Genomic DNA, 19,069 nt, shown 5'->3' on the forward strand with positions numbered 1-19,069 from the left:
CGGAGGACGTCAGCCGACTGAAGTCGGCTCTACCAGGGCGGTGGCTCTACCAGGGTGGGTTGTACCGACGCTGCTGTCCGGCATCAGCCGAACAGCGAGGCCTGCACCGGTTCGGCGCCCAGGCGCCACGCCAGCCCGGACATCCGGCTGGCGTGGCGGTGCAGGGCTTTTTCCAGCACATCGGCCGGACCGGCCAGGTGCAACCGCTGCCGCGCGCGGGTCAGCCCGGTGTAGACCAGTTCCCGCGACAGTACGCGTGCATCGTGCCGCGGAAGCTGCAGCCACACTTCGTCGAATTCCGAGCCCTGCGCCTTGTGCACGGTCATTGCGAACGCACTTTCATGGGCAGGCAATGCGGCCGGGTGGAATGCACGCGGCTGGGCCAGGTCATCGCCTGCAAACCAGGCCACGATCGCGCCCGTTGCGTCGCGCAGGCAGATGCCGATATCACCGTTGAACAGACGATGGCGGTAGCTGTTTTCAGTCACCAGCAGCAATCTGCCGTGGAAGTAGCCTGCATTGGCACCGGCCAGCAGCGTTTCAATGCGATGGTTCAGGCCGCGCGCGCCCTGCGGGCCCTCGCGCAGTGCCGTCAGCACGCGCAGGCGGCTCGCCTGCGCCAGTGCCTGCGCGGGATCTGCCGTCTCGCCCAAGGCCTGCCAGTGCCCGAGCAGATGCTCGCGCTGCACCGACAACGGGTCCAGCACATCTTCGTGGAAGCCGACGCCTGCCAGTGACTGATCCCGCAACAAGCGCAGCGCGCCGTCGCTGTCACCGCGACGCACCGCGGTAGCCAACGGCGCAAGGTCCAGGGTGGCTGTCTGCCGGTAGCCCCGCTGCAGCTGCACCCGGCGGCCGGCGAAGGCGCTGGGTGGCGCCTCGGGCAGCAACGATGCCGGTGCCAGCAGCGGCTTCAGCGCGCGTGCGTCATCGGCACGCGTGCCCTGCCCGTCGCCGCTGGCACGCAGGATGGCGCTGAGCACATCGCCAGCCTCCACCGACGGAAGCTGGTCCGGGTCACCCAGCAGGATCAGCCGCGTGCCCTCGCTGATCGCCTCCACCAGCTTGGCCATCAGCGGCAGGTCGATCATGGAGGCCTCGTCCACCACCACCACATCGAATGGCAGGGGATTGTCCGCATGGTGGCGGAACCGCGGCGAATCCGGAATCACCCCCAGCAGGCGGTGCAGCGTGGTTCCACTGCTGGGCAGGCCCTCGCACAGCACAGCCTCGATGCCCTCGCCCTGCAACCGCTGCATCGCCAGCCGCAGGCTTTCCGCCATGCGCTCGGCGGCGCGCCCGGTCGGGGCCGCCAATGCCATCCGGGGGACGGCGCGGCCTGCCTGGGCCGCCTGCGCGATCAGCAGCAACAGCAGGCGGGCGATGGTGGTGGTCTTGCCCGTGCCTGGGCCACCGGTCACCAGAGCGAGGGGGTGACGCAGCGTCACCGCCGCCGCGCGTGCCTGCTGGTCCGCGCGTTCTGCAGCGTGTGGAAACAACTGCGCGAACAACGGCGCGAGCGGTTCAAGGCCTGCGTCAGGCAGGGAGAAACGCCCTATCCGTTGCAGCCCCTCGGCCAGCGTGCGTTCGTATTCGCGGTAGCGGCGCAGATACAGCAACCCGTTTTCCAGCACCAGCGGTGCGTCATCACTGACCGCATCCGCCGTGGCCGGCGTGGCCACCCAAGGCGAGGCGCGCAGCTGGTCCGCCCAGTCCGCCGCCAGGGGCCAGGTGAAATCGCCTTCCACCAGCCGCTGTGGCTGCGCCGGATCGAAACCGGCGTGGCCCTGCGATACCGCCAGTGAGGCCAGCGCAGCGGCCACCAGCACCGCCTGCGGAGTATCCGCACGCAGACGCCCCAGGCTGAGCGCCAGGGCATGGTCCAAGGTGCGCAGCTGGCCACTCTGCTTCAATGCGGTCAGCAGGTTCATGCGACGCCTCCCAGCACGCGGGACACCAGCGCGGCCTGGGCGGTTTCGCCCCCGGCAAACAGCGCATCCAGCGCATCGACCAGTGCCACGTCGAAGCGCGCCGCGTGTACACCGTGGCCCGGCACCTCCAGGCCGCGACAGAACAGGTAGCGGATACCGCCCATGTCGCGCGCGTAGTCATACTGGTTGCCCAGCCGGAAACGCAGCCAGCGATGCAGCGCAACGGTATAGATCAGCGCCTGCAGATCGTATTCGCTGTGCTGCATGGCCACCTGCAGCAACGCCGGTGCGTAGCCGAGAAGGCGGTTCGACTTGTAGTCGAGCACGTACCAGCGGCCGTCGCGGACGTAGGTCAGATCGATCTTGCCGGTCATCAACCCTTCCAGCTGGCGACGCAGGCCGAAGCCGCGGCGGGCCGGCACGATGCCGAAGCGATGCAGCACCTGCAGCAGGGCGGGCACGGCTGTCGGCTGCATGGCGAAGTGGAACTCGATTTCGGCGCGGCGCTCCTCGGATGGCAGGCTGTACAGGGCACCGCCTTCCGGCAATTCAACGGTGAGCGTGTGGCCGACCAGCGGGGTCAGCACGGCGATGCCCTCGTCCAGGTCCGTATCGGCGTAGCCCTCTTCGCGCAGCGCCTTACGCAGCACCGCGTCCTGCCCTTCCGGTGCAGGTTCGCCAGGCTGCCAGAGACCCCACGCCGCAAAGTCGGTGTTCTCCAGCGCATCGTGCAGCACGTTGCCGAAGCGGCTGCCCATGAAGCGGGGATCCACCGGCACCGCGTCGGGCTCTGCACCGGCAGGCAGCGCCGGCTCCAGCGGCAGTTCCGGACCCGCCGGTTCGTCGGCGGCCGGTGCGGGTACTTCGGTTGCTGCCGCGTCCACATCATGGCCTGCATCGGCGTTGGCCAGCTGGGTGAAGCTGTAGACCCACCAGTCATGCGGCACGCGACGGTCGATGCGGCGAACCGGTGGCAACGCCCCTTCGCTTTCCAGCGCAAGCTGCGGCGGGCGCAGCGGCGGGCCGCTGTCATCGACCACGATATCCGGGTCTGCCGCCAACGCCGCCGCGTCGGCCAGCATGGGCGCCAGGCGGGTCTTCGGCAGGCCGGCCAGGTCGCCCACGGCAATCCACAGGGCGTGCTCTGCACGGGTCAGGCCGACATACAGCAGTCGCGCATCTTCGGCACGCTGCTCCTGGTCACGCAGTGCCGTTGCGCTGTCCCACGCCGCGTCCTTGTCCAGCTTCCAGTGCAGTTCCCGGCGATCGTCAGCGTGCACGGTGCAATGGCTGGCCGTGTTCGGCGCCCCGCCCTCGATGCCGACGAAGGGCAGGTAGACCAACGGATATTCCAGGCCCTTGCTCTTGTGCAGGGTGATGATCTGGACACGACGCGCGTCCGACTCCAGTCGCAGCAACTGCTGCTCATCGTTCTGGTCGGCGTGCGCCATCTGCCCCTGCAGCCAGTCCAGCAGGCCATGCATGCCCAACGCCTGCGCGGATGCTTCCTGCAGGAGTTCGCCCAGCTGCAGGTAATTGGTCAGTCGTCGCTCGCCGTCGATCAGCGCCAGCAAGCGCTCGGCCTGGCCAGCACACGCATCGGCGATGACCGCGAACGGCCCGCCACGGGTCCAGCGCTCGCGCCACTGCAGCAGCTGCGACTGGAAGCCGCGCTGCACATCGCCCTCGCGTTCCATGCTGGCGATGGCGGCCGCATCCTGTCCCAGCAGCACGGTGGCCAGCGCCGCACGCAGGCGCCCTTCATCGGCCGGCTGCAGCAGGGCCATCAGCAGCGCGCGCAGGTCCTGCGCCTCGGCGCTGGCGAACAGACTCTGCTTGCCCGCCGCCACGGCGGGGATGCCCACGGCCGCCAGGCCCGTCTGCACCAGGGTGGCTTCGCGGTGCGAGCGCACCAGCACGGCGATGTCGCCGGGCGCCACGGGTCGATCGCGCAACACGGCAAGGCCGCTGCGCGCCTCCAGCAACACGCGGTGGATGTCAGCGACGCAGGCCCGGCACGCCATCTCGCGCGACGGCTCCGCGTTGAAAGGCTTGCCTCCTTCGTTGCGCAGCACGCGCAGCGTGAGCCCGGGGGCAGGGACTCCGTTGCGCAGGTAGTCGTTGTCGCGGCGTACGCCACCGGCCGCTACCGGTTCGAACTGGATGGCGGGGTCCAGGAACGCATCAGCGCCGGCGCTGGCGTACAACGTCTGCAGCGCGCGCAGCACGGCCGGGCGCGACCGGAAGTTGCGGTCCAGCGCCGGCGCGACCTGCGCCTCGCGCCGGGCGTTCAGATAGGTGTGGATATCACCGCCACGGAAGCCGTAGATCGCCTGCTTCGGATCGCCGATCAGGAACAGCGCAGGTGGCAGGTCATCATCGCGGTTTTCCGCAGAGTCGCCGAACACGCTGTCGAAAATGCTCCATTGGCGATCATCGGTATCCTGGAACTCGTCCACCAGCGCAATGCGGTACTGCGCACGCAGGTGGCGCACCAGGGTGCGACGGTGCGGCCCGTCCAGTGCATCGGCGACCCCCTCGATGAGGTCGTCGTAGGTCTGCACCCGCCGCACCTGTTTCAGGGTGGCCAGGCGCTGCCGTGCCTCTTCGCGTACGGCGTGCAGGAAGTTGATGGCCTGCAGGCGCAGCCACGCCTGTCGTGCATCGCGCGCATGCAGGTAGTCCTGCAGCGGCGCCTGCAACGGCGACACCGGTGCGCGGCCGGCATGCGCCTTGTTGGTCTTGGCGGCCAGTGCCTCGGGCAGGATGGCCGGCAGCCGCTCGCTGTCCAGCGGCGCGGTTTCGTCCCCGCGCAGTGCCCACTCGCGCAGTGCGCTGCAGACCGGCTGCACCCAGGTCAGCTTGTACGACGCCCCGTTCAACCACTTGGCATCGACGGCGTCGCACAGGGCCTGGAAGAAGGCATCACCGTGCTCGCGTACGGCCTGCGCCAGCGCGCGGGTGGCCTGCTGCAACGCGTCGATCGGATCCGATCCGATCGGGCCCGGCGCAGGCAGCAGGGGCAACGACTTCAACAATGCGGGAAGATCCGACGCCAGCGCATCGGGGCTTTTCCAGAGCCATGTCAGTGGATCGATCGCGGCCGGGTCGCTGGCATGCACGCGCCACAGGTCCGCCGCCAGTTCTTCCAGCAGACTCCGCTCGCTGGCCAGCAGTTCGGGCGGGTCGAAGGTGTGCCCGCTTTCCAGCGCATGTTCGCGCAGTACGCGGGTGCAGAAGCCGTGGATGGTGAAGATCGACGCCAGGTCGATTTCATCGGCCGCTACCTGCAACCGCCGCTGCAGGGCGCTGGCACGTTCCTGGCCGCCCTGCAGATGGCGTTGCAGCACGAAGCGGGTCAACGCCACATCCGGCGATTCGCCCTCCTGCGGCGCGCTGTCCACCAGCTGCGCCGCCAGGGCCAGACGCTCGCGGATACGCTTGCGCAGCTCCTGCGTTGCCGCATCGGTGAAGGTCACGGCGAGGATCTGGCCGATGCGCAGACCCTGCTCCACCACCAGACGGGTGAACAGCGTCGCCAGGGTGAACGTCTTGCCGGTACCCGCGCTGGCCTCGATCAGCTGCACGCCCTGCAGCGGCAGCGCCAGGTACGGGTCTTCGTGCAAGGGCGTGGCGATGTGGCTCATACCGTGTCGTCCTGCGGGAAATCGGCCAGCGCACGGCCTTCGCGCACCGCCGTGAATATCAACCGGCTGATGTGCAGCAGCTCGGCATAGTGGGTGTCGTCGACGAACGGGTCCTGTCCGCGCAACGTCAGCTGCAGGGCTTCACTGCGTGACTCGCCCCAGCTGCGGTCCGATCCGTGCCAGCGCTTGGCGCCTTCAGCGCGCTGCTTCTCCGCGCTGGCGGTGTGGATGGCCCAGCCGGTGTACGGGCCGAAACGCAGCGGTTCGCGCAGGCCGCGCTGGCGCAGCCGGAGCAGCGCACGCAGCGCGTCGCTGGCCTGCGCCACGGAGAGCGCCGGCTGCACATGCGGCCCGATGCCCGCTTCCCCGTCATCGTGGAACTGCACCAGCGGCAGCGCGTCGCCGGCCGCATTGGCGAGCAACCAGTCCAGGCCGTGGCGGATGGCGGCCGGTCCGTTGAGGCTGCCGGTACGCAAGCGCACCAGCCCATCCGGATGGCGGTCTCGCACACGGCCGTGCAGGCGCACACCATCGATCTGCACGTCGTAGCGGCGGCTCTGCAACGGCTCGGCGCGCAACCACGCACGCAGGGCATCGGCATAGGGTCTTGTCTGTGCCTGCAAGGCATCGAAGCCGCGCTCGCCCAGCGCCCCGGACGGCAGCAGCGCACGTGCGCGCAGCCGCGGATACAGCGGTGCGTCGTCCTCGGTCAACGTCGCCTGCACGACGGCCAGTTGCACGCTGCGGGCGGCGGGGCTGCGGTCATCCAGCACCAGGGGTTCGATGTCGTCGGTCTCTTCCACGTCACCGGGCAGGCGCAGGCCCAGTGACAGCGCCAGGAACTGGCCTGCCGGATCAATCAGAAAGCGGCGCAGTTCGTCCAGCGACAGGGTGTCTTCGGAGCGGTCCGTGGCGCCCGCCAGGACCGGCAGCGCCGTCGTGCACCACGGTGGCAACGCGGCGCGCGCACCGCCCACGCTCCCTGCGGCGGGATGCCATTGCCGCCGGTAGCTGAAACGGCGTGGATCGCCGCCACCGAAGGCCGCCGGTGAGAACGGCTGCAGCGCATGCCGCACCACGAAGCCTTTGCCGGCGTCCACGGGGTCGACGTGGTACTTCATCGCCGCATCGATCAACTCGCTGACCAGCACGGACGGTTCGCGCGCGGTGCCATCGCGCGGATCAGCGCCCAGGTAACTCAGGTAGAACGCATCCTGTGCGGCGGCGAACAGCTGCAGGAACAGGAAGCGATCGTCTTCGCGCAGTGAGCGATCGCCCGGGCGACGGCGCGGCGAGTCCAGCTCTGCGGTCAGCTGATTGAGGCCGGCGGCAGGGTCCCGGCGCGGGAAGTCGCCATCGTTCAGGCCCAGGATGCAGATCACCCGGAACGGCAGCAGGCGCATCGGCACCATCCGGCCGAAACTGATGCCACCGGTGAGCAGCGGTGCACGCGTATCGGCCTCGGCCAGCGCCGCGGCGAAGTGGGAACGGATTACCTCTGCCGGCACCGCCGCATCAGATCCGGCCTTCGACGCGTCCTCGGCGAACTGGTTGATCAGTCGGCGCAACCGCTCCAGCGCGCGCTGGCTGTTGGGCGAGGAAGGCGGCGTAGGCAGCACCGCATCCAGCAGGCCCAACAGGCGCTGTCGCCACTGGTCAGGCGGCAGACGCTCACCCAGCCGTTGCTGGTACACCGCCAGCACGCGCAGCAGTCGGATCAGCCGATCCAGCGCATCCAGCGCGCTGCCTTCCAGTTCCGGCCACGGCGCGACGCCGGCGATGTCGCCTTCGCTGCCACTGGCGTGCCCCAACAACAGGCGGTCCAATGCGAACTGCCAGGTAAAGGCATCGTCGGCCGGTGCTTGGTGCTGGCGCCGGTGATCGGCGTTCAGGCCCCAGCGCACGCCGGCCAGCTGCAGCCAATCGTGCAATCGATCAAAGGCTGCCGCGTCCAGACCGGCCGCTTCCGCCAACGGCGCACTGGCCAGCAGGTCCAGCACTTCGTTCAAGCCGAAGCGCGCGACGGGCAGGCCGAGCAGGTGCACGAACACATCAGCCAGCGGTTCACCGGCCAGTGGACTGGTGTCGGCCAGCGCATAGGGAATGTGGTCATCACCGCCGCTGCGGCCGCCGAACACCGCTTCCAGATAGGGCACGTAGGGATCGATGTCCGGCGCCAGCACCGCGATGTCGCGCGCCTGCAGGGGCGGATCGAATCGCGGATCCTGCAGCAGCCCGCGCAGCTGGTCATGCAGCACCTGCAGTTCGCGCAGGCGGGTGTGGCAGGCATGCACCTGCAGGCTGGGGTCATCCAGCCGCAGCGTGGGGCGGAGGGCACCAGAGGGCAGTCCGCGGCGATGGAACAGGTCGCGCTGCAGGCGGTGCAGCAGGCTGTCGGACAATCCGCCCTCGTCCAACGTGGGGCCGGCATCCTCTTCGGGATCGACATACGCGGCGATCTCGCCGGCGGGGTGCACGACTTCGTAGCTGCCGAGTACCGCCATGAAGTCGCGCCCGGCTGCACCCCAGGCTTCCAGCAGACGGTTCTCACCTGCGGATTCGCCGAACGGATCCGGTGCCCCGCTGCGCAGCTTTTCCGCCAGCGTCTGCAGGTCTCCCCAATAGGCCTGCACCGGCGTAGGCAGGTAGAAGTGCAGTTCGCCGACGCGTGCCTGGGTGGCCATCACCCGCAGCACATCAGGGGAGATGTTCAGGGTGGCAAACGCCGAAAGGCGCGGCGGAAGGCCCTGTGGCAACGGTTTTCCGGCGCCTTCGAACTGATCCAGGTAGGCCTGGATGCGGCGCGCGCGGTAGCCTCGCCCCTCGGCGATGGCCCGCCACAGGATCGCCTGCGGATCCTGTGGATCGGCGCCGGCCTCCCAGCGCAGCAGCCAGTCACGGCGCCATGCCTGGTATTTCTCGAACACGCTGGCCAGCTCGCCGGCCAGCGCCCACGGTTTCAGTGGATCGCCGCCGGACAGGTACGCCTGCAGCGCGCGCATCGGTGGCCGGGCGATCAGGCCTGCATCGCCCAGCGCGGCGTACAAACGCCAGCGCAAGGCGGCTGCGTCCAGATCATCGGTTTCACCGGGCACATTGGCATTCAGCGCACGCGCGACGAATTCGCCGGGGGTGAGGAACTCCAGGTTGGCTGCCACGCCATATTCGGCGGCCAACGTGGATTGCAGCCAGCGCCGCATCGCCACCTGCGGAATCAGCACCACTTCCGGTGCCAGCAGGGGCTGGCCGGGCATCGGCGCGCGGACGTGCCGGGCCAGGAGCGCGGCGAGCACATCGAGGGAATTGGAATGGTAGAGGCGGAAATCGCCGGCAGGGTCGCTCATCGCAGACAGTGTGCCGCAGCGCGGCGATAAATGAATGCCGGGGGGTGTGTAGCGCGCGGCTGACGCGTTCGCCACCGTGCAAGGCAGGCAACCGATTGTTCCGGTGCCCTTCCCGACTGTCCCACCCTACTGCCGCCCCAGCTCCGGCAGCGCGTGCGACAATACTGGACGGTCCAGTACGCTTATGTTCAGGCGCAGCTGCTGATTCTTCAACGTTGGAAAATCGTTAACGGTGCCCATGCAGGCTTCAGCCACCCCCTTGGTGCAGTTGTCCAACGTCCGCATCGATCGCGGCGGTCGGACGATCCTGCGCGACGTTTCGCTGCAGGTGCCACGGGGCAGCATCACCGCCGTGCTGGGGCCGTCCGGCAGTGGCAAGTCCACGCTTCTGGCTGCACTCACCGGCGAACTGCGTCCGGTGCAGGGTGAAGTCACCCTGTTCGGCAAGCCGATCCCTACCGGCAACCGCGACCTGTTGGAGATGCGCAAAAGTGTCGGCGTGCTGCTGCAGGGCAATGGGTTGCTGACCGATCTCAGCGTTGCCGAGAACGTGGCTCTGCCCCTGCGCACCCATACCAAGCTGCCGGTGCCGGTGCGCGAACGCCTGGTGCAGATGAAGCTGCACGCGGTGGGCCTGCTGGCTGCCGGAGACACCTGGCCGCGCGAGCTGTCGGGTGGCATGGCGCGACGGGTGGCCCTTGCGCGTGCGCTGGCCCTGGACCCGCCGCTGATGATCTACGACGAGCCGCTGACCGGGCTGGACCCGATTGCCTCGGGGGTGATCATGAGCCTGATCCAGCGCCTCAACCACAGCCTGGGGCTGACCAGCATCATCGTCAGCCACCACGTGCACGAGACCCTGCCGATCTGCGACCAGGTGATCGCCATCGCCAACGGGGGCGTGGTGTTCCAGGGCAGCCCGGCCGCGCTGGAGTCCAGCCAGGATCCGCTGCTGCAGCAATTCCTGCATGGTCGTCCGGACGGGCCGATCCCCTTTGACGCCGCGCCCCGCACGAGGACTGCCTGATGCCCTTTGTTGCCGGAACCCGCGCGCTGGGACGCGCCGGCCTGTTTTCGCTCACCGTGCTGCGCGGATCGCTTCCGACGGCGGACTTCCTGGCCGAGCTGACCCGTGAAATCTACAAGATCGGTGCGCGTTCGCTGCCGATCATCGCCGTTGGTGGTGCATTCGTTGGTCTTGTGCTGACCCTGCAGGGCTATCGCACGTTGACCACCTTCGGCGCCGCCGATGCGCTGTCCACGCTCTTGGGCCTGTCGCTGTACCGCGAGCTGGCTCCGGTGCTGACCGCGCTGCTGTTCATCGGCCGCGCCGGCAGCTCGATCGCCGCCGAACTGGGCCTGATGCGGGCCACCGACCAGATCAAGGCGCTGGAACTGATGGCCATCGATCCGATCGCTAAGGCCGTAGCACCGCGCTTCTGGGCGGCGGTGCTGACAGTGCCCCTGCTGACCGGGGTGTTCTGCTCGCTGGCCATTTCAGCCAGTTACTTCGAAGCGGTCCACCTGCTTGGGCTGGATAACGGTGTGTTCTGGTCGGCGCTGCGCAACAGCGTGGACTTCTGGAACGACTTCGGCGTGGCAATGCTGAAGTCCGCCATCTTCGGTGGCACCGCCGCCCTGGTCGCCTCGTACGTCGGCTTCCATGCGGAACCGACCATCGAAGGCACCTCGGTGGCCACCACGCGCGCGGTGGTGAACGCGTCGCTGCTGGTGCTCATGTTCAACTTCGTGCTGTCGGCGATGCTGTTCCAGTAACGATGGATTCCTGGTTCCTGCGCTTTGCAGCGCGGGGATGATCTGAAACTCCCGCTTCGGCATCGGCCGGGGCACCTGTCAAAAATGGTGAAACGAACATGGCCATCCGCGGTCCCAGACTGGAATTTTCCGTCGGCGCCTTCCTGTTGCTGGCATTGGCTTCGCTGATGGTGCTGGCCGTCGCTTCAACCAACCAGCGCTGGGGGCTCGGCGGTGGCGGCTATGAGCTCAAGGCCCGTTTCTCGCAGATCGGCCAGCTGCGCAAGCAGGCGCCGGTGAAGATCGGCGGGGTCAACGTCGGTCAGGTCGCCGCCATCGACCTGGACCCGGTGAAGTTCGACTCCATCGTCACCATCAAGATGGACGGCAAGTTCAAGGACCTGCCGGCCGATACCTCCGCCGGCATCTTCACCAGCGGACTGCTCGGCGAGAGTTATATCGGTCTGCAGCCGGGCGGTGATCCGGACGTGCTGAAGGCCGGCGATGAAATCGTGTTCACCCAGCCCGCTGTAGACCTGATCCAGCTGGTCGGCAAGTACATGTTCGGGGGTGGCGGCGCCGGTGGCGACGCAGCCCAGTCCACTGAATCCCATGACGGCGCTGCCGCGCCCGCAACGGAACCGCAACCATGAAAATCAAACTTCTTCCGCTCCTGCTGGCCTCCAGCCTGTTCGCCGCCACCCCGCTGCTGGCGTCTGCCCAGACGGCTCCCGCCGCGGCGCCGGCTGCCCAGGGCCAGGCCGGCAAAACCGTCATCGATGCCAGCACGCGCATCATGACCACGCTGCAGCAGCGCAAGGCCGAGTTCAGCAAGGACCCGGCCGCCCTGCGCAACTTCATCAACAGCGAGCTCAACCGCACCTTTGACCGTGACTACGCCGCACGGCTGGTGCTGGGCGCGCATTCGCGCGGTGCCTCCGACGCCGACATCAAGCTGTTCGCCGATGCCATGGCCGACAACCTGATGCAGCGCTACGGTTCTGCGCTGCTGAACATCCAGGGCAAGCCGACCTTCCGCCTGAAGGGTGAGACCCCGCTGCCGGGCGATCGCGGCGTGCGCGTGGCCACCGAACTGGTGCGCTCGGGCGACCAGCCGACTCCGGTGGAATACCTGATGCGCAACAGCGGCGGCCAGTGGAAGATCTTCGACGTCAACATCGAAGGCATCTCCTACGTGCAGACCTTCCGCAACCAGTTCGATGCCCCGCTGCGCCAGAAGGGCATCAAGCAGGTGGCCACTGATCTGCGCAGCGGCGCCATGCAGGCGGCACCGGGCAGCAATGGCAAGTAATCCTGCCCCCACGCAGCAGGCCCAGGTCCGCCTGGACCAGGGCACGCTGCGGGTGACCGGCGCACTGGACCGCAGCGCGGTGATCGCGCTGTGGCCGCAGCTGCAGGGCATGGTCAAGGGCGCACAAGCGCTCGACCTGACCGATGTGCCGCGCGTGGACAGTGCCGGCGTTGCACTGCTGGCCGAACTGGCTGCCCGGGTACGCACCGAGGGTCGCGTGTTGGCCATCCAGGGCACACCCGCAGGCCTGACCGAACTGGAGGCCGCCTATCGGCTGTCTGCAGACCTTGATTTCACTGCCCCTACTGCCGCGAGCTGACATGAACGTCGTACGCATTCTCCCCCTCTTCGTGTTGGCCGCCGCGCTCAGTGCCTGCGCCGCCAAGCCCGCCCGTGATGCCGCACCGGTTGCGGATACCGTAGTGCCCGCCGCCGATGCGCCGGTCAGCGATACGTCGGCGTCGACGGATGTCGATACCGCCGCCGTCGCCACGGGCCCGGCCGTCGATGCCTCTGCGGCGTCGGCAGTGGCTGCTGCACCGCCTGCGTCGGCTCCCGTGGATGCCGACGGTGATGGCGTCCCGGAGCCGGCCGAAGACGATTTCACCGCCCTGTATGGCAGCGATGGTGTCAGCGGCGGCTCGTCTGCGGTCTACGACCCGTGGGAACCCTTCAACCGCCGCGTGCATCGTTTCAACGTGGTGGTGGACAACGCCGTGGCGCGTCCGCTGGCAACGGCGTACACCAACGTCGTGCCGCGCTTCGCACGCACCGGCGTCAGCAACTTCTTCAGCAACATCCGTTCGCCGGTGACCATCGTCAACCAGGTCCTGCAGGGTCGCCCGGATGATGCATGGGACACCTTGGGCCGCTTCCTCATGAACAGCACGCTGGGTGTCGGCGGTCTGTTCGATCCGGCCAGCAAGGCGATGATCGCCAACCGCAAGGAAGATTTCGGCCAGACGCTCGGCGCATGGGGCTGGCGTCCGTCGCGCTACGTCGAGCTGCCGTTCTTCGGCCCGCGTACGGTGCGTGATGTGTTCGGCCTGGCCGGTGACATCCCGCTCTCGCCGATCCGCCAGATCGAAGAAGACAAGGTGCGCATCGGCCTGCAGGGCTTGCAGCTGGTAGACGCCCGTTCGCAGCTGCTGGCGGCCGATGACATCCGCTCCAGCGCCGTGGACGAATACGCCCTGGTGCGCGATGCCTGGCTGCAGCGCCGTACGTATCAGATCGAGAATGACCTGCGCGGCAAGCATGCACGTGGCAAGGACGATCTGGATTCGGCCATCCCGGTGGATGCGATGCCGATGCCCCAGTGGGGCAACTGATCACCGCTGCTGGATGAAAAAAAACCCCGCTTCGGCGGGGTTTTTCATGGTCGCCGCGGTGGTAGCGCCGACCCATGGTCGGCGGGATCGGTCAGGCGGCGAGTGCGGCGTCCACGGCGTCGCGGAGGCGCGCATCGTCGGCCGCTACGTCCGGGGCGAAGCGGGCGATGACCTTGCCGTCGCGGCCGATCAGGAACTTCTCGAAGTTCCACAGGATGCCCGGTGCCGGCTGGGCGAGGTCCTTCGCGGCCAGGCGCTCGCGCATCGGTCCTTCGCCGATGGTCTTCGGCTGGGCGGCGATCAGCTGCTGGTACAACGGATGCACGTCGTCACCGGCGACGCTGATCTTGGCGAACATCGGGAAGCTGACATCGTAGGTGAGCTTGCAGAACTGCTGGATGTCCGCTTCGCTGTCAGGCTCTTGGCCGAGGAAGTTGTTGGCCGGGAAACCCAGCACCTCCAGCCCCTTTGCCTGCTTTTCCAGATACAGCGTCTGCAGGCCTTCGTACTGCGGGGTGAGGCCGCACTTGGAGGCGACATTGACCACCAGCAGGACCTTGCCCTGATAGTCCGCCAGCGATGCGGGCTGGCCTTCGATGGTGTTGATGGAGATCTGTTGGATGGGTGCGGTCATGACGGGATCCTGTCTGGAACGGGAAAGAAAAAATCGGGAATGCAGCGCGCGCTCAGTCGACGCAGATCGTGCCCTGCGCCACGCCACCGTCGATGCGCTGGCGGCAGCCGAAGTTCTCGCTGGCGTCGCGCTGGCAGACACCGGATGCCGGTGCGCCGGCAACGACTTCACCGATCGCCAGGCACTGGCCACTGCAGTCGGACTTGGTGGTGCAGGTCTTGCCGGCATCGGCATTGGGCACCACGCACTGCACCCGCTGCAGGCGCCCCAGGGGACGCAGCTCGCCGCCCTTCGCGGTGCAGGCATCTACTTCCGGCATGGACGCTGCCGTATCCAACGGTGCGCGGCTGCCGCCGAAGGCGCAGCCGGCAAGGGTGAGGGTCAACAGCAAGCTGGTCAGCAGAGGCAAGCGCATCGGTGGCATCCATGAGGTGTGCAGGTAGACCAACGAGGATACCCAAGCGGTATGTCTATTCTTCGTCAGGTCCCGCCAGCTGCTGAACCACTTCGGGTTGCAGTTCAGGCGGCAGCGCCTTCTTCGCTTTGCTGCCCAGCTCGGCCAGGCGACGCGCGCGGCTGATCGCCGAATTGCGCGAATCCTGCAGGCGGTTGCGTGCGTTGGAGAACGCCGTCGTGGCGTCTTCCAGCTTCTTGCCGACGTTGTTGAAGTCGGCCAGGAAAGCGACCAGTGCATCCAGCACCAGTCCGCCGGCATCGCTGATCTGCAGCGCCTGCTTCTGCACCTTGTCGCGCGTCCACAGACGTTCTGCCACGCGCAGCAGCGCCATCAACGTGTTCGGCGAAGCAAACACGACCTTGTTGTCGAAGGCGTAGGTCTGCAGCGAGGGGTCGATGGACAGTGCTGCCGACAGGGCGCCTTCGATCGGCACGAACGCGATGGTCACATCCAGCGTCTGTTCTTCGCCCATGGCCTTGGGGTAGTTGCGCACGCCGAGATCGCGCACATGCGCGCGCAACGCCGTGGCATGGCGCAGCAGCGCTTCGTTGCCGGCATCGGGCGTATCGGCGTTCATGGCTTCCTGCCATGCCACCAGATTGACCTTGCTGTCGACCACGATGCTGCGCTGGTCCGGGAAGTTCACCACCACGTCCGGACGCAGGCGTTCGCCTTCGTCGTCCACCACGTGCTGCTGGCGCTTGTAGTGCACGCCCTCTTCCAACCCGGAACTACGCAGCACCGTTTCCAGCATCAGCTCGCCCCAGTCACCACGCACCTTCGCGTTGCCTTTCAGGGCATTGGTGAGGGCGGCAGCCTGCGAGGCCATGTCCTGGTTGAGGGTCTTCAGTTCACCCACGGCACCGAGCAGGCTGGCACGTTCGCGTGCTTCTTCGGCGTACAGCACGTCGACGCGGCCGCGGAACTCCTGCAGCCGCTCGGTGAAGGGCTTGAGCATGTTTTCGATGTCCAGCCGCGACTGCCCGGTCGCTTGGCGGACGTTCTTCTCGAACTGCTGGCCACGCTCCTCGAACACCTTGCCGGCCAGTTCAGCGAAGGCGCCGCTGAGCTTTTCCTTCGCCGTATCCAGATAGATGCGCAGCTCGGCGCTGGCCTGCTGCTGGTGCTGCAGGTTGGCCTGCAGGCGGGTGTGGTCACCGTGCAGCTGCTGGTAGGTTTCGCGCTGCGCGTGCAGTTGCTGCTGCAGGTCGACCAGTTGCTCCTGCATCTGCTGCAGGGCGTTGCCTCGTTCCACCAGGCGGGTGTCACGCTCGCTGGCCAGGGCGGCGTCGCGTTCGATGCGGCCCTGCGCGGCGCTGAGTGCCTGTTGGGCATCCTGCGCGCGGCGGCGTTCGCCTTCGATGTCGTCCTGCAGGGCCTGCAGACGTCCGCGCAGCTGGCCGGCGTCGACCTGGGCGGCGAGGCTGCGCTCGCGTTCTTCGCTCAGCGTCTGGCGCAGCGCGTCGAGTTCGTGGGTGTCGGTGCTGCCACTGGAGCGGCGCAGCACCACCACCAGCAGCACGAGGATGATGGCGAGCAGCAGCACGGCCAGGAGTACAAGGGTCTGGGTTTCCATCCGCCTAGTTTAGGCGGGTGCTGTCTCATGCGCTGCGTCGGGGTGGTCGATCGGGCTGGGCCCCCTCGCGGCTGACAGCGTGCGAGCTGCACCCGCGCGTGGGTCGGGCGGGTGGGCTATGCGGAGCACGCGCAAGTACGTCCATGTAGCTCTTCGCGGCTCCTGCCGCTCAAGGCCCCGCATACCCCCACCCGCCCGACCCGCTGACAGGTTCCGTGTGCTGTCTGCCGCGTTGAAAAAAGAAGGAAGAGAAAAGCGGGCTTACCAGCCTTCGAGGACGATCTTGCCCTTGGCTTTCTGGCTTTCGATCAGGGCGTGGGCGCGGCGCAGGTTGGCTGCGTTGATGCGGCCGAGATTCTCGCCCAGGGTGGTGCGCAGGACGCCGGCATCGATCAGGCCGGCCACGCGGTTCAACAGGACGTGTTGCTGCTGCATGTCAGCGGTCTGGTGCAGCGGGCGGGCGAACATGAACTCCCAATGCAGCGAGGCGCACTTGCGCTTGAGGGCCATGACATCCAGCTGGCCGGGATCGTCGATCAGACCCAGCTGGCCCTGCGGCGCGAGCACCTCGATGATCTGCGCGTAGTGCTGGTCGGTGTGGGTCAGGCTGGCCACGTGCTCCACCTGCTGGATGCCCAGCCGCGACAGGCCCTCGGTCAGCGGCAGGCTGTGGTCGATCACGTGATGGGCGCCCAGCGCGTACACCCAATCCTGGGTTTCCGGTCGCGATGCGGTGCCTACCACGGTCAGCTTGGTCAGCTGGCGGGCCAGCTGCACCAGGATCGAGCCGACGCCACCGGCTGCGCCGATCACCAGCAGGGTCTGGCCTTCGCCACCGCCTTCGGCGATGCGCAGGCGATCAAACAGCAGCTCCCACGCGGTGATCGCGGTCAACGGCAGTGCCGCGGCGCTGGCGTCGTCCAGGCTGGCGGGCTTGCGGCCGACAATGCGCTCGTCTACCAGTTGGTATTCGGCATTGCTGCCCGCCCGGTCGATGGCACCGGCGTAGTACACCGCGTCGCCGGGCTGGAACAGGGTGACCTCACTGCCCACGGCATCCACCACGCCGACCGCATCGAATCCAAGCACGCGCGGGGTCTCGGTGGCGGCGCTGCGGCGCACCTTGGCATCGACCGGGTTCACCGCCACTGCGGTCACCGCGACCCGCAGGTCCCGTGGACCCGGGGTGGGGATGTCCATCTCCAGATCAACCAGGGCCTTCGGATCATCGATGGACAGGCCGGCACGGGTATAGGCAACAGCGCGCATGGGGAACTCCGCAGCAAAGGGGGATTCAGGCCAGCATGGACGCTGCGGGGGCCGCTGGAAAGGCGCAGAATCCAACATCACTTTCTCTCTCGTGGTGAAAATGATCCGCTTCGATGACCTGCAGTTGTTCGCCCGCACTGCGGCGCTCGGCAGCTTCAGCACGGCAGCGCGCGAGGCGGATCTGCTGCCGGGGCAAGTCGCGGCGGCGATTGCCCGGCTGGAGCGCGAGCTGGACCTGCGCCTGTTCGTTCGTACCACCCGCAGCCTTCGGCTGACCGCCGAGGGCGCGGTGTACCTGCCATACGCACACGACGTGCTGGCGGCGTTGCGCGAGGGTCGAGCCCGGGTACAGGGCGAGGATGCCGAGCTGGCCGGCACGCTGAAGGTGGCCGCGCCCTCGGATCTTGGCCGCAACGTGCTGCTGCCGTGGCTGACCGCCTTCCGTCGCGCACATCCCCGCCTGCAGTTGCATCTGCAGTTGTCCGACCAGGTGACGGATGTATTCCGCGATCCGGTCGACATTGCCTTTCGCCTGGGTCGGTTCGACGACGCCAGCTACGTCGCCCTGTCGCTGCTGCCGGACAACCGTCGCGTGCTGGTGGCCTCTCCCGGCTATGTGCAGGCACACGGCGCGCCACACAGCATGGATGCCCTGAAGGACCATGCCTGCCTGCTGTACCAACTGGGCGGGCGCACGCACGATCGCTGGAACTTTGAACACGATGGACGGCGTAGCGTGGTGGTGGTGCGCGGCGCACTGCTGTGCGATGACGCCGATGTGGTGCGACGGTGGGCGGTGGCGGGTGAGGGTATCGCCTACAAATCATGGCTCGATGTGGGCGACGACGTACGTGCCGGGCGGCTGCAGGTGCTGCTGGACGGCAGTGGCGAGCCGCTGCCGTTGAACCTGGTATGCCCACATCGCAAGCAGTTCTCGCCGGCGGTGCGGCAGTTGCATGGGTTCCTGGGCGAGCGGCTGGCACCGTTGCTGGAAGGGTTGCCCATCGCCCGGTAGTGAGGGCCGCTTATCGTCCCGGGGCTGCCGCTGCGCTCGCCGAGCGTGGCTCGGCGCTACGGGATCGCAAGCCCCGGCCACATCGCGGCAACCGGGCTGGATCAGCGCCGCGCCACTACAATGGCAGCCCCCTGCGTTGAATGAGTGAGCCGCCATGCCGTGGATGGGCATCCAGGACCTGTGGACCTTCCTGGTCGCCGTGCTGGTGTTCCTGGCGTTGCCAGGCCCGGGTACCTTCACCCTGCTCACGGCCACCGGTCGGGGGGGTGTGCGCGGTGGCTATACGGCACTGGCCGGGTTGCTGGTGGGCGACCAGATCCTGATGTGGCTGGCGCTGGCCGGTGTGGCCGCCCTGCTGAAAGCCAATCCCACCGTCTTTCATGCCGTGCAGTATCTCGGCGCGGCGTATCTGGTGTGGGTAGGCATCAGCCTGTTGCGTACGCCCAAGGGTGACGGCACCGACACGCCCGGCACGATCCGCCTGGCGCCCGGCCATTACTTCCGCCAGGCGATCCTGGTCAGCCTGCTCAATCCGAAGGCGATCCTGTTCTACATGGCCTTCCTGCCATTGTTCATCGACCCAGGCCAGCACCAGGGCCTGGCAACCTTCGCCGCACTCGCCGGCATCATCTTCGTGGTCAGCATCGCCTACTGCTCCCTGCTGATCGGCGCCGGCAACCTGGCGCGGCGCCGGTTGATCCAGCATCCCCGCGTCAGCGATGTCCTTCGTCGCGTGGCCGGCGTGTTCCTGATCGGCTTCGGCATTCGCCTGGGCTTTAACGGCTGATTGATCGATTG

At 67.6% G+C, this 19,069-nt stretch carries 14 protein-coding genes and 1 pseudogene; 8 read left to right on the forward strand and 7 right to left on the reverse strand.

Annotated features, from left to right (window positions below):
* Positions 1-83: 83 nt before the first annotated feature.
* Genes recD through recC form a run of 3 tightly spaced genes read right to left on the reverse strand, consistent with a single transcriptional unit; the run spans position 84 to position 8,922 of the window.
* Entirely contained in the window at positions 84-1,931 is a 1,848-nt protein-coding gene (recD, locus tag ICJ04_RS18055; protein WP_188325518.1) for an exodeoxyribonuclease V subunit alpha, read from the reverse strand.
* A complete protein-coding gene (locus ICJ04_RS18060; RefSeq protein ID WP_188325519.1) occupies positions 1,928-5,578 on the reverse strand; it encodes an exodeoxyribonuclease V subunit beta in 3,651 nt (1,216 codons plus the stop codon). Before ICJ04_RS18060 ends, recD begins: the two co-directional genes overlap by 4 nt.
* Positions 5,575-8,922, reverse strand: a complete 3,348-nt coding sequence (gene recC, locus ICJ04_RS18065) for an exodeoxyribonuclease V subunit gamma (RefSeq protein WP_188325520.1) — start codon at positions 8,920-8,922, stop codon at positions 5,575-5,577. The genes ICJ04_RS18060 and recC overlap by 4 nt, the downstream gene beginning before the upstream one ends.
* A 238-nt stretch (positions 8,923-9,160) precedes the next feature.
* On the opposite strand from recC, the gene ICJ04_RS18070 reads away from it, so the two are divergent.
* From ICJ04_RS18070 to ICJ04_RS18095, 6 genes and pseudogenes are all read left to right on the forward strand, one after another.
* Entirely contained in the window at positions 9,161-9,949 is a 789-nt protein-coding gene (locus ICJ04_RS18070; RefSeq protein WP_188325521.1) for an ATP-binding cassette domain-containing protein, read from the forward strand.
* A complete protein-coding gene (locus ICJ04_RS18075) occupies positions 9,949-10,698 on the forward strand; it encodes an MlaE family lipid ABC transporter permease subunit (protein WP_188325522.1) in 750 nt (249 codons plus the stop codon). Before ICJ04_RS18070 ends, ICJ04_RS18075 begins: the two co-directional genes overlap by 1 nt.
* Positions 10,699-10,796: 98 nt before the next feature.
* Positions 10,797-11,270: pseudogene (mlaD, locus tag ICJ04_RS18080) on the forward strand (outer membrane lipid asymmetry maintenance protein MlaD); the annotation flags it as partial.
* 56 nt (positions 11,271-11,326) lie between these two features.
* Positions 11,327-11,989: an ABC transporter substrate-binding protein gene (locus ICJ04_RS18085; RefSeq protein ID WP_188325524.1), complete on the forward strand. Its 663-nt coding sequence runs from the start codon at positions 11,327-11,329 to the stop codon at positions 11,987-11,989.
* Positions 11,979-12,308 (forward strand): STAS domain-containing protein, encoded by a 330-nt coding sequence (locus ICJ04_RS18090; RefSeq protein WP_188325525.1) that lies wholly within the window; start codon positions 11,979-11,981, stop codon positions 12,306-12,308. Before ICJ04_RS18085 ends, ICJ04_RS18090 begins: the two co-directional genes overlap by 11 nt.
* 1 nt (position 12,309) lies before the next feature.
* Entirely contained in the window at positions 12,310-13,320 is a 1,011-nt protein-coding gene (locus ICJ04_RS18095) for a VacJ family lipoprotein (protein WP_188325526.1), read from the forward strand.
* A gap of 91 nt (positions 13,321-13,411) precedes the next feature.
* Here the strand turns inward: ICJ04_RS18095 and ICJ04_RS18100 are convergent, their stop codons facing one another.
* From ICJ04_RS18100 to ICJ04_RS18115, 4 genes are all read right to left on the reverse strand, one after another.
* Positions 13,412-13,954 (reverse strand): glutathione peroxidase, encoded by a 543-nt coding sequence (locus ICJ04_RS18100; RefSeq protein WP_188325527.1) that lies wholly within the window; start codon positions 13,952-13,954, stop codon positions 13,412-13,414.
* Between the two features lie 52 nt (positions 13,955-14,006).
* The gene (locus ICJ04_RS18105) at positions 14,007-14,369 is read right to left on the reverse strand and encodes a hypothetical protein (RefSeq protein WP_188325528.1); all 363 of its coding nucleotides are present in this window, start codon (positions 14,367-14,369) and stop codon (positions 14,007-14,009) included.
* A gap of 55 nt (positions 14,370-14,424) precedes the next feature.
* Positions 14,425-15,987, reverse strand: coding sequence for a DNA recombination protein RmuC (rmuC, locus tag ICJ04_RS18110; protein WP_188325529.1), 1,563 nt, complete (start codon positions 15,985-15,987; stop codon positions 14,425-14,427).
* A gap of 261 nt (positions 15,988-16,248) precedes the next feature.
* Entirely contained in the window at positions 16,249-17,256 is a 1,008-nt protein-coding gene (locus tag ICJ04_RS18115; protein WP_188325530.1) for a zinc-binding alcohol dehydrogenase family protein, read from the reverse strand.
* Between the two features lie 94 nt (positions 17,257-17,350).
* Here ICJ04_RS18115 and ICJ04_RS18120 point away from each other — a divergent pair, with 94 nt between their 5' ends.
* Positions 17,351-18,271, forward strand: a complete 921-nt coding sequence (locus tag ICJ04_RS18120) for a LysR family transcriptional regulator (protein WP_188327392.1) — start codon at positions 17,351-17,353, stop codon at positions 18,269-18,271.
* Between the two features lie 154 nt (positions 18,272-18,425).
* A complete protein-coding gene (gene leuE, locus ICJ04_RS18125; RefSeq protein WP_188325531.1) occupies positions 18,426-19,058 on the forward strand; it encodes a leucine efflux protein LeuE in 633 nt (210 codons plus the stop codon).
* Positions 19,059-19,069: the final 11 nt, after the last annotated feature.

The organism is Stenotrophomonas sp. 169, assembly GCF_014621775.1.
In the GTDB taxonomy this organism is placed as follows: Bacteria; Pseudomonadota; Gammaproteobacteria; order Xanthomonadales; family Xanthomonadaceae; genus Stenotrophomonas.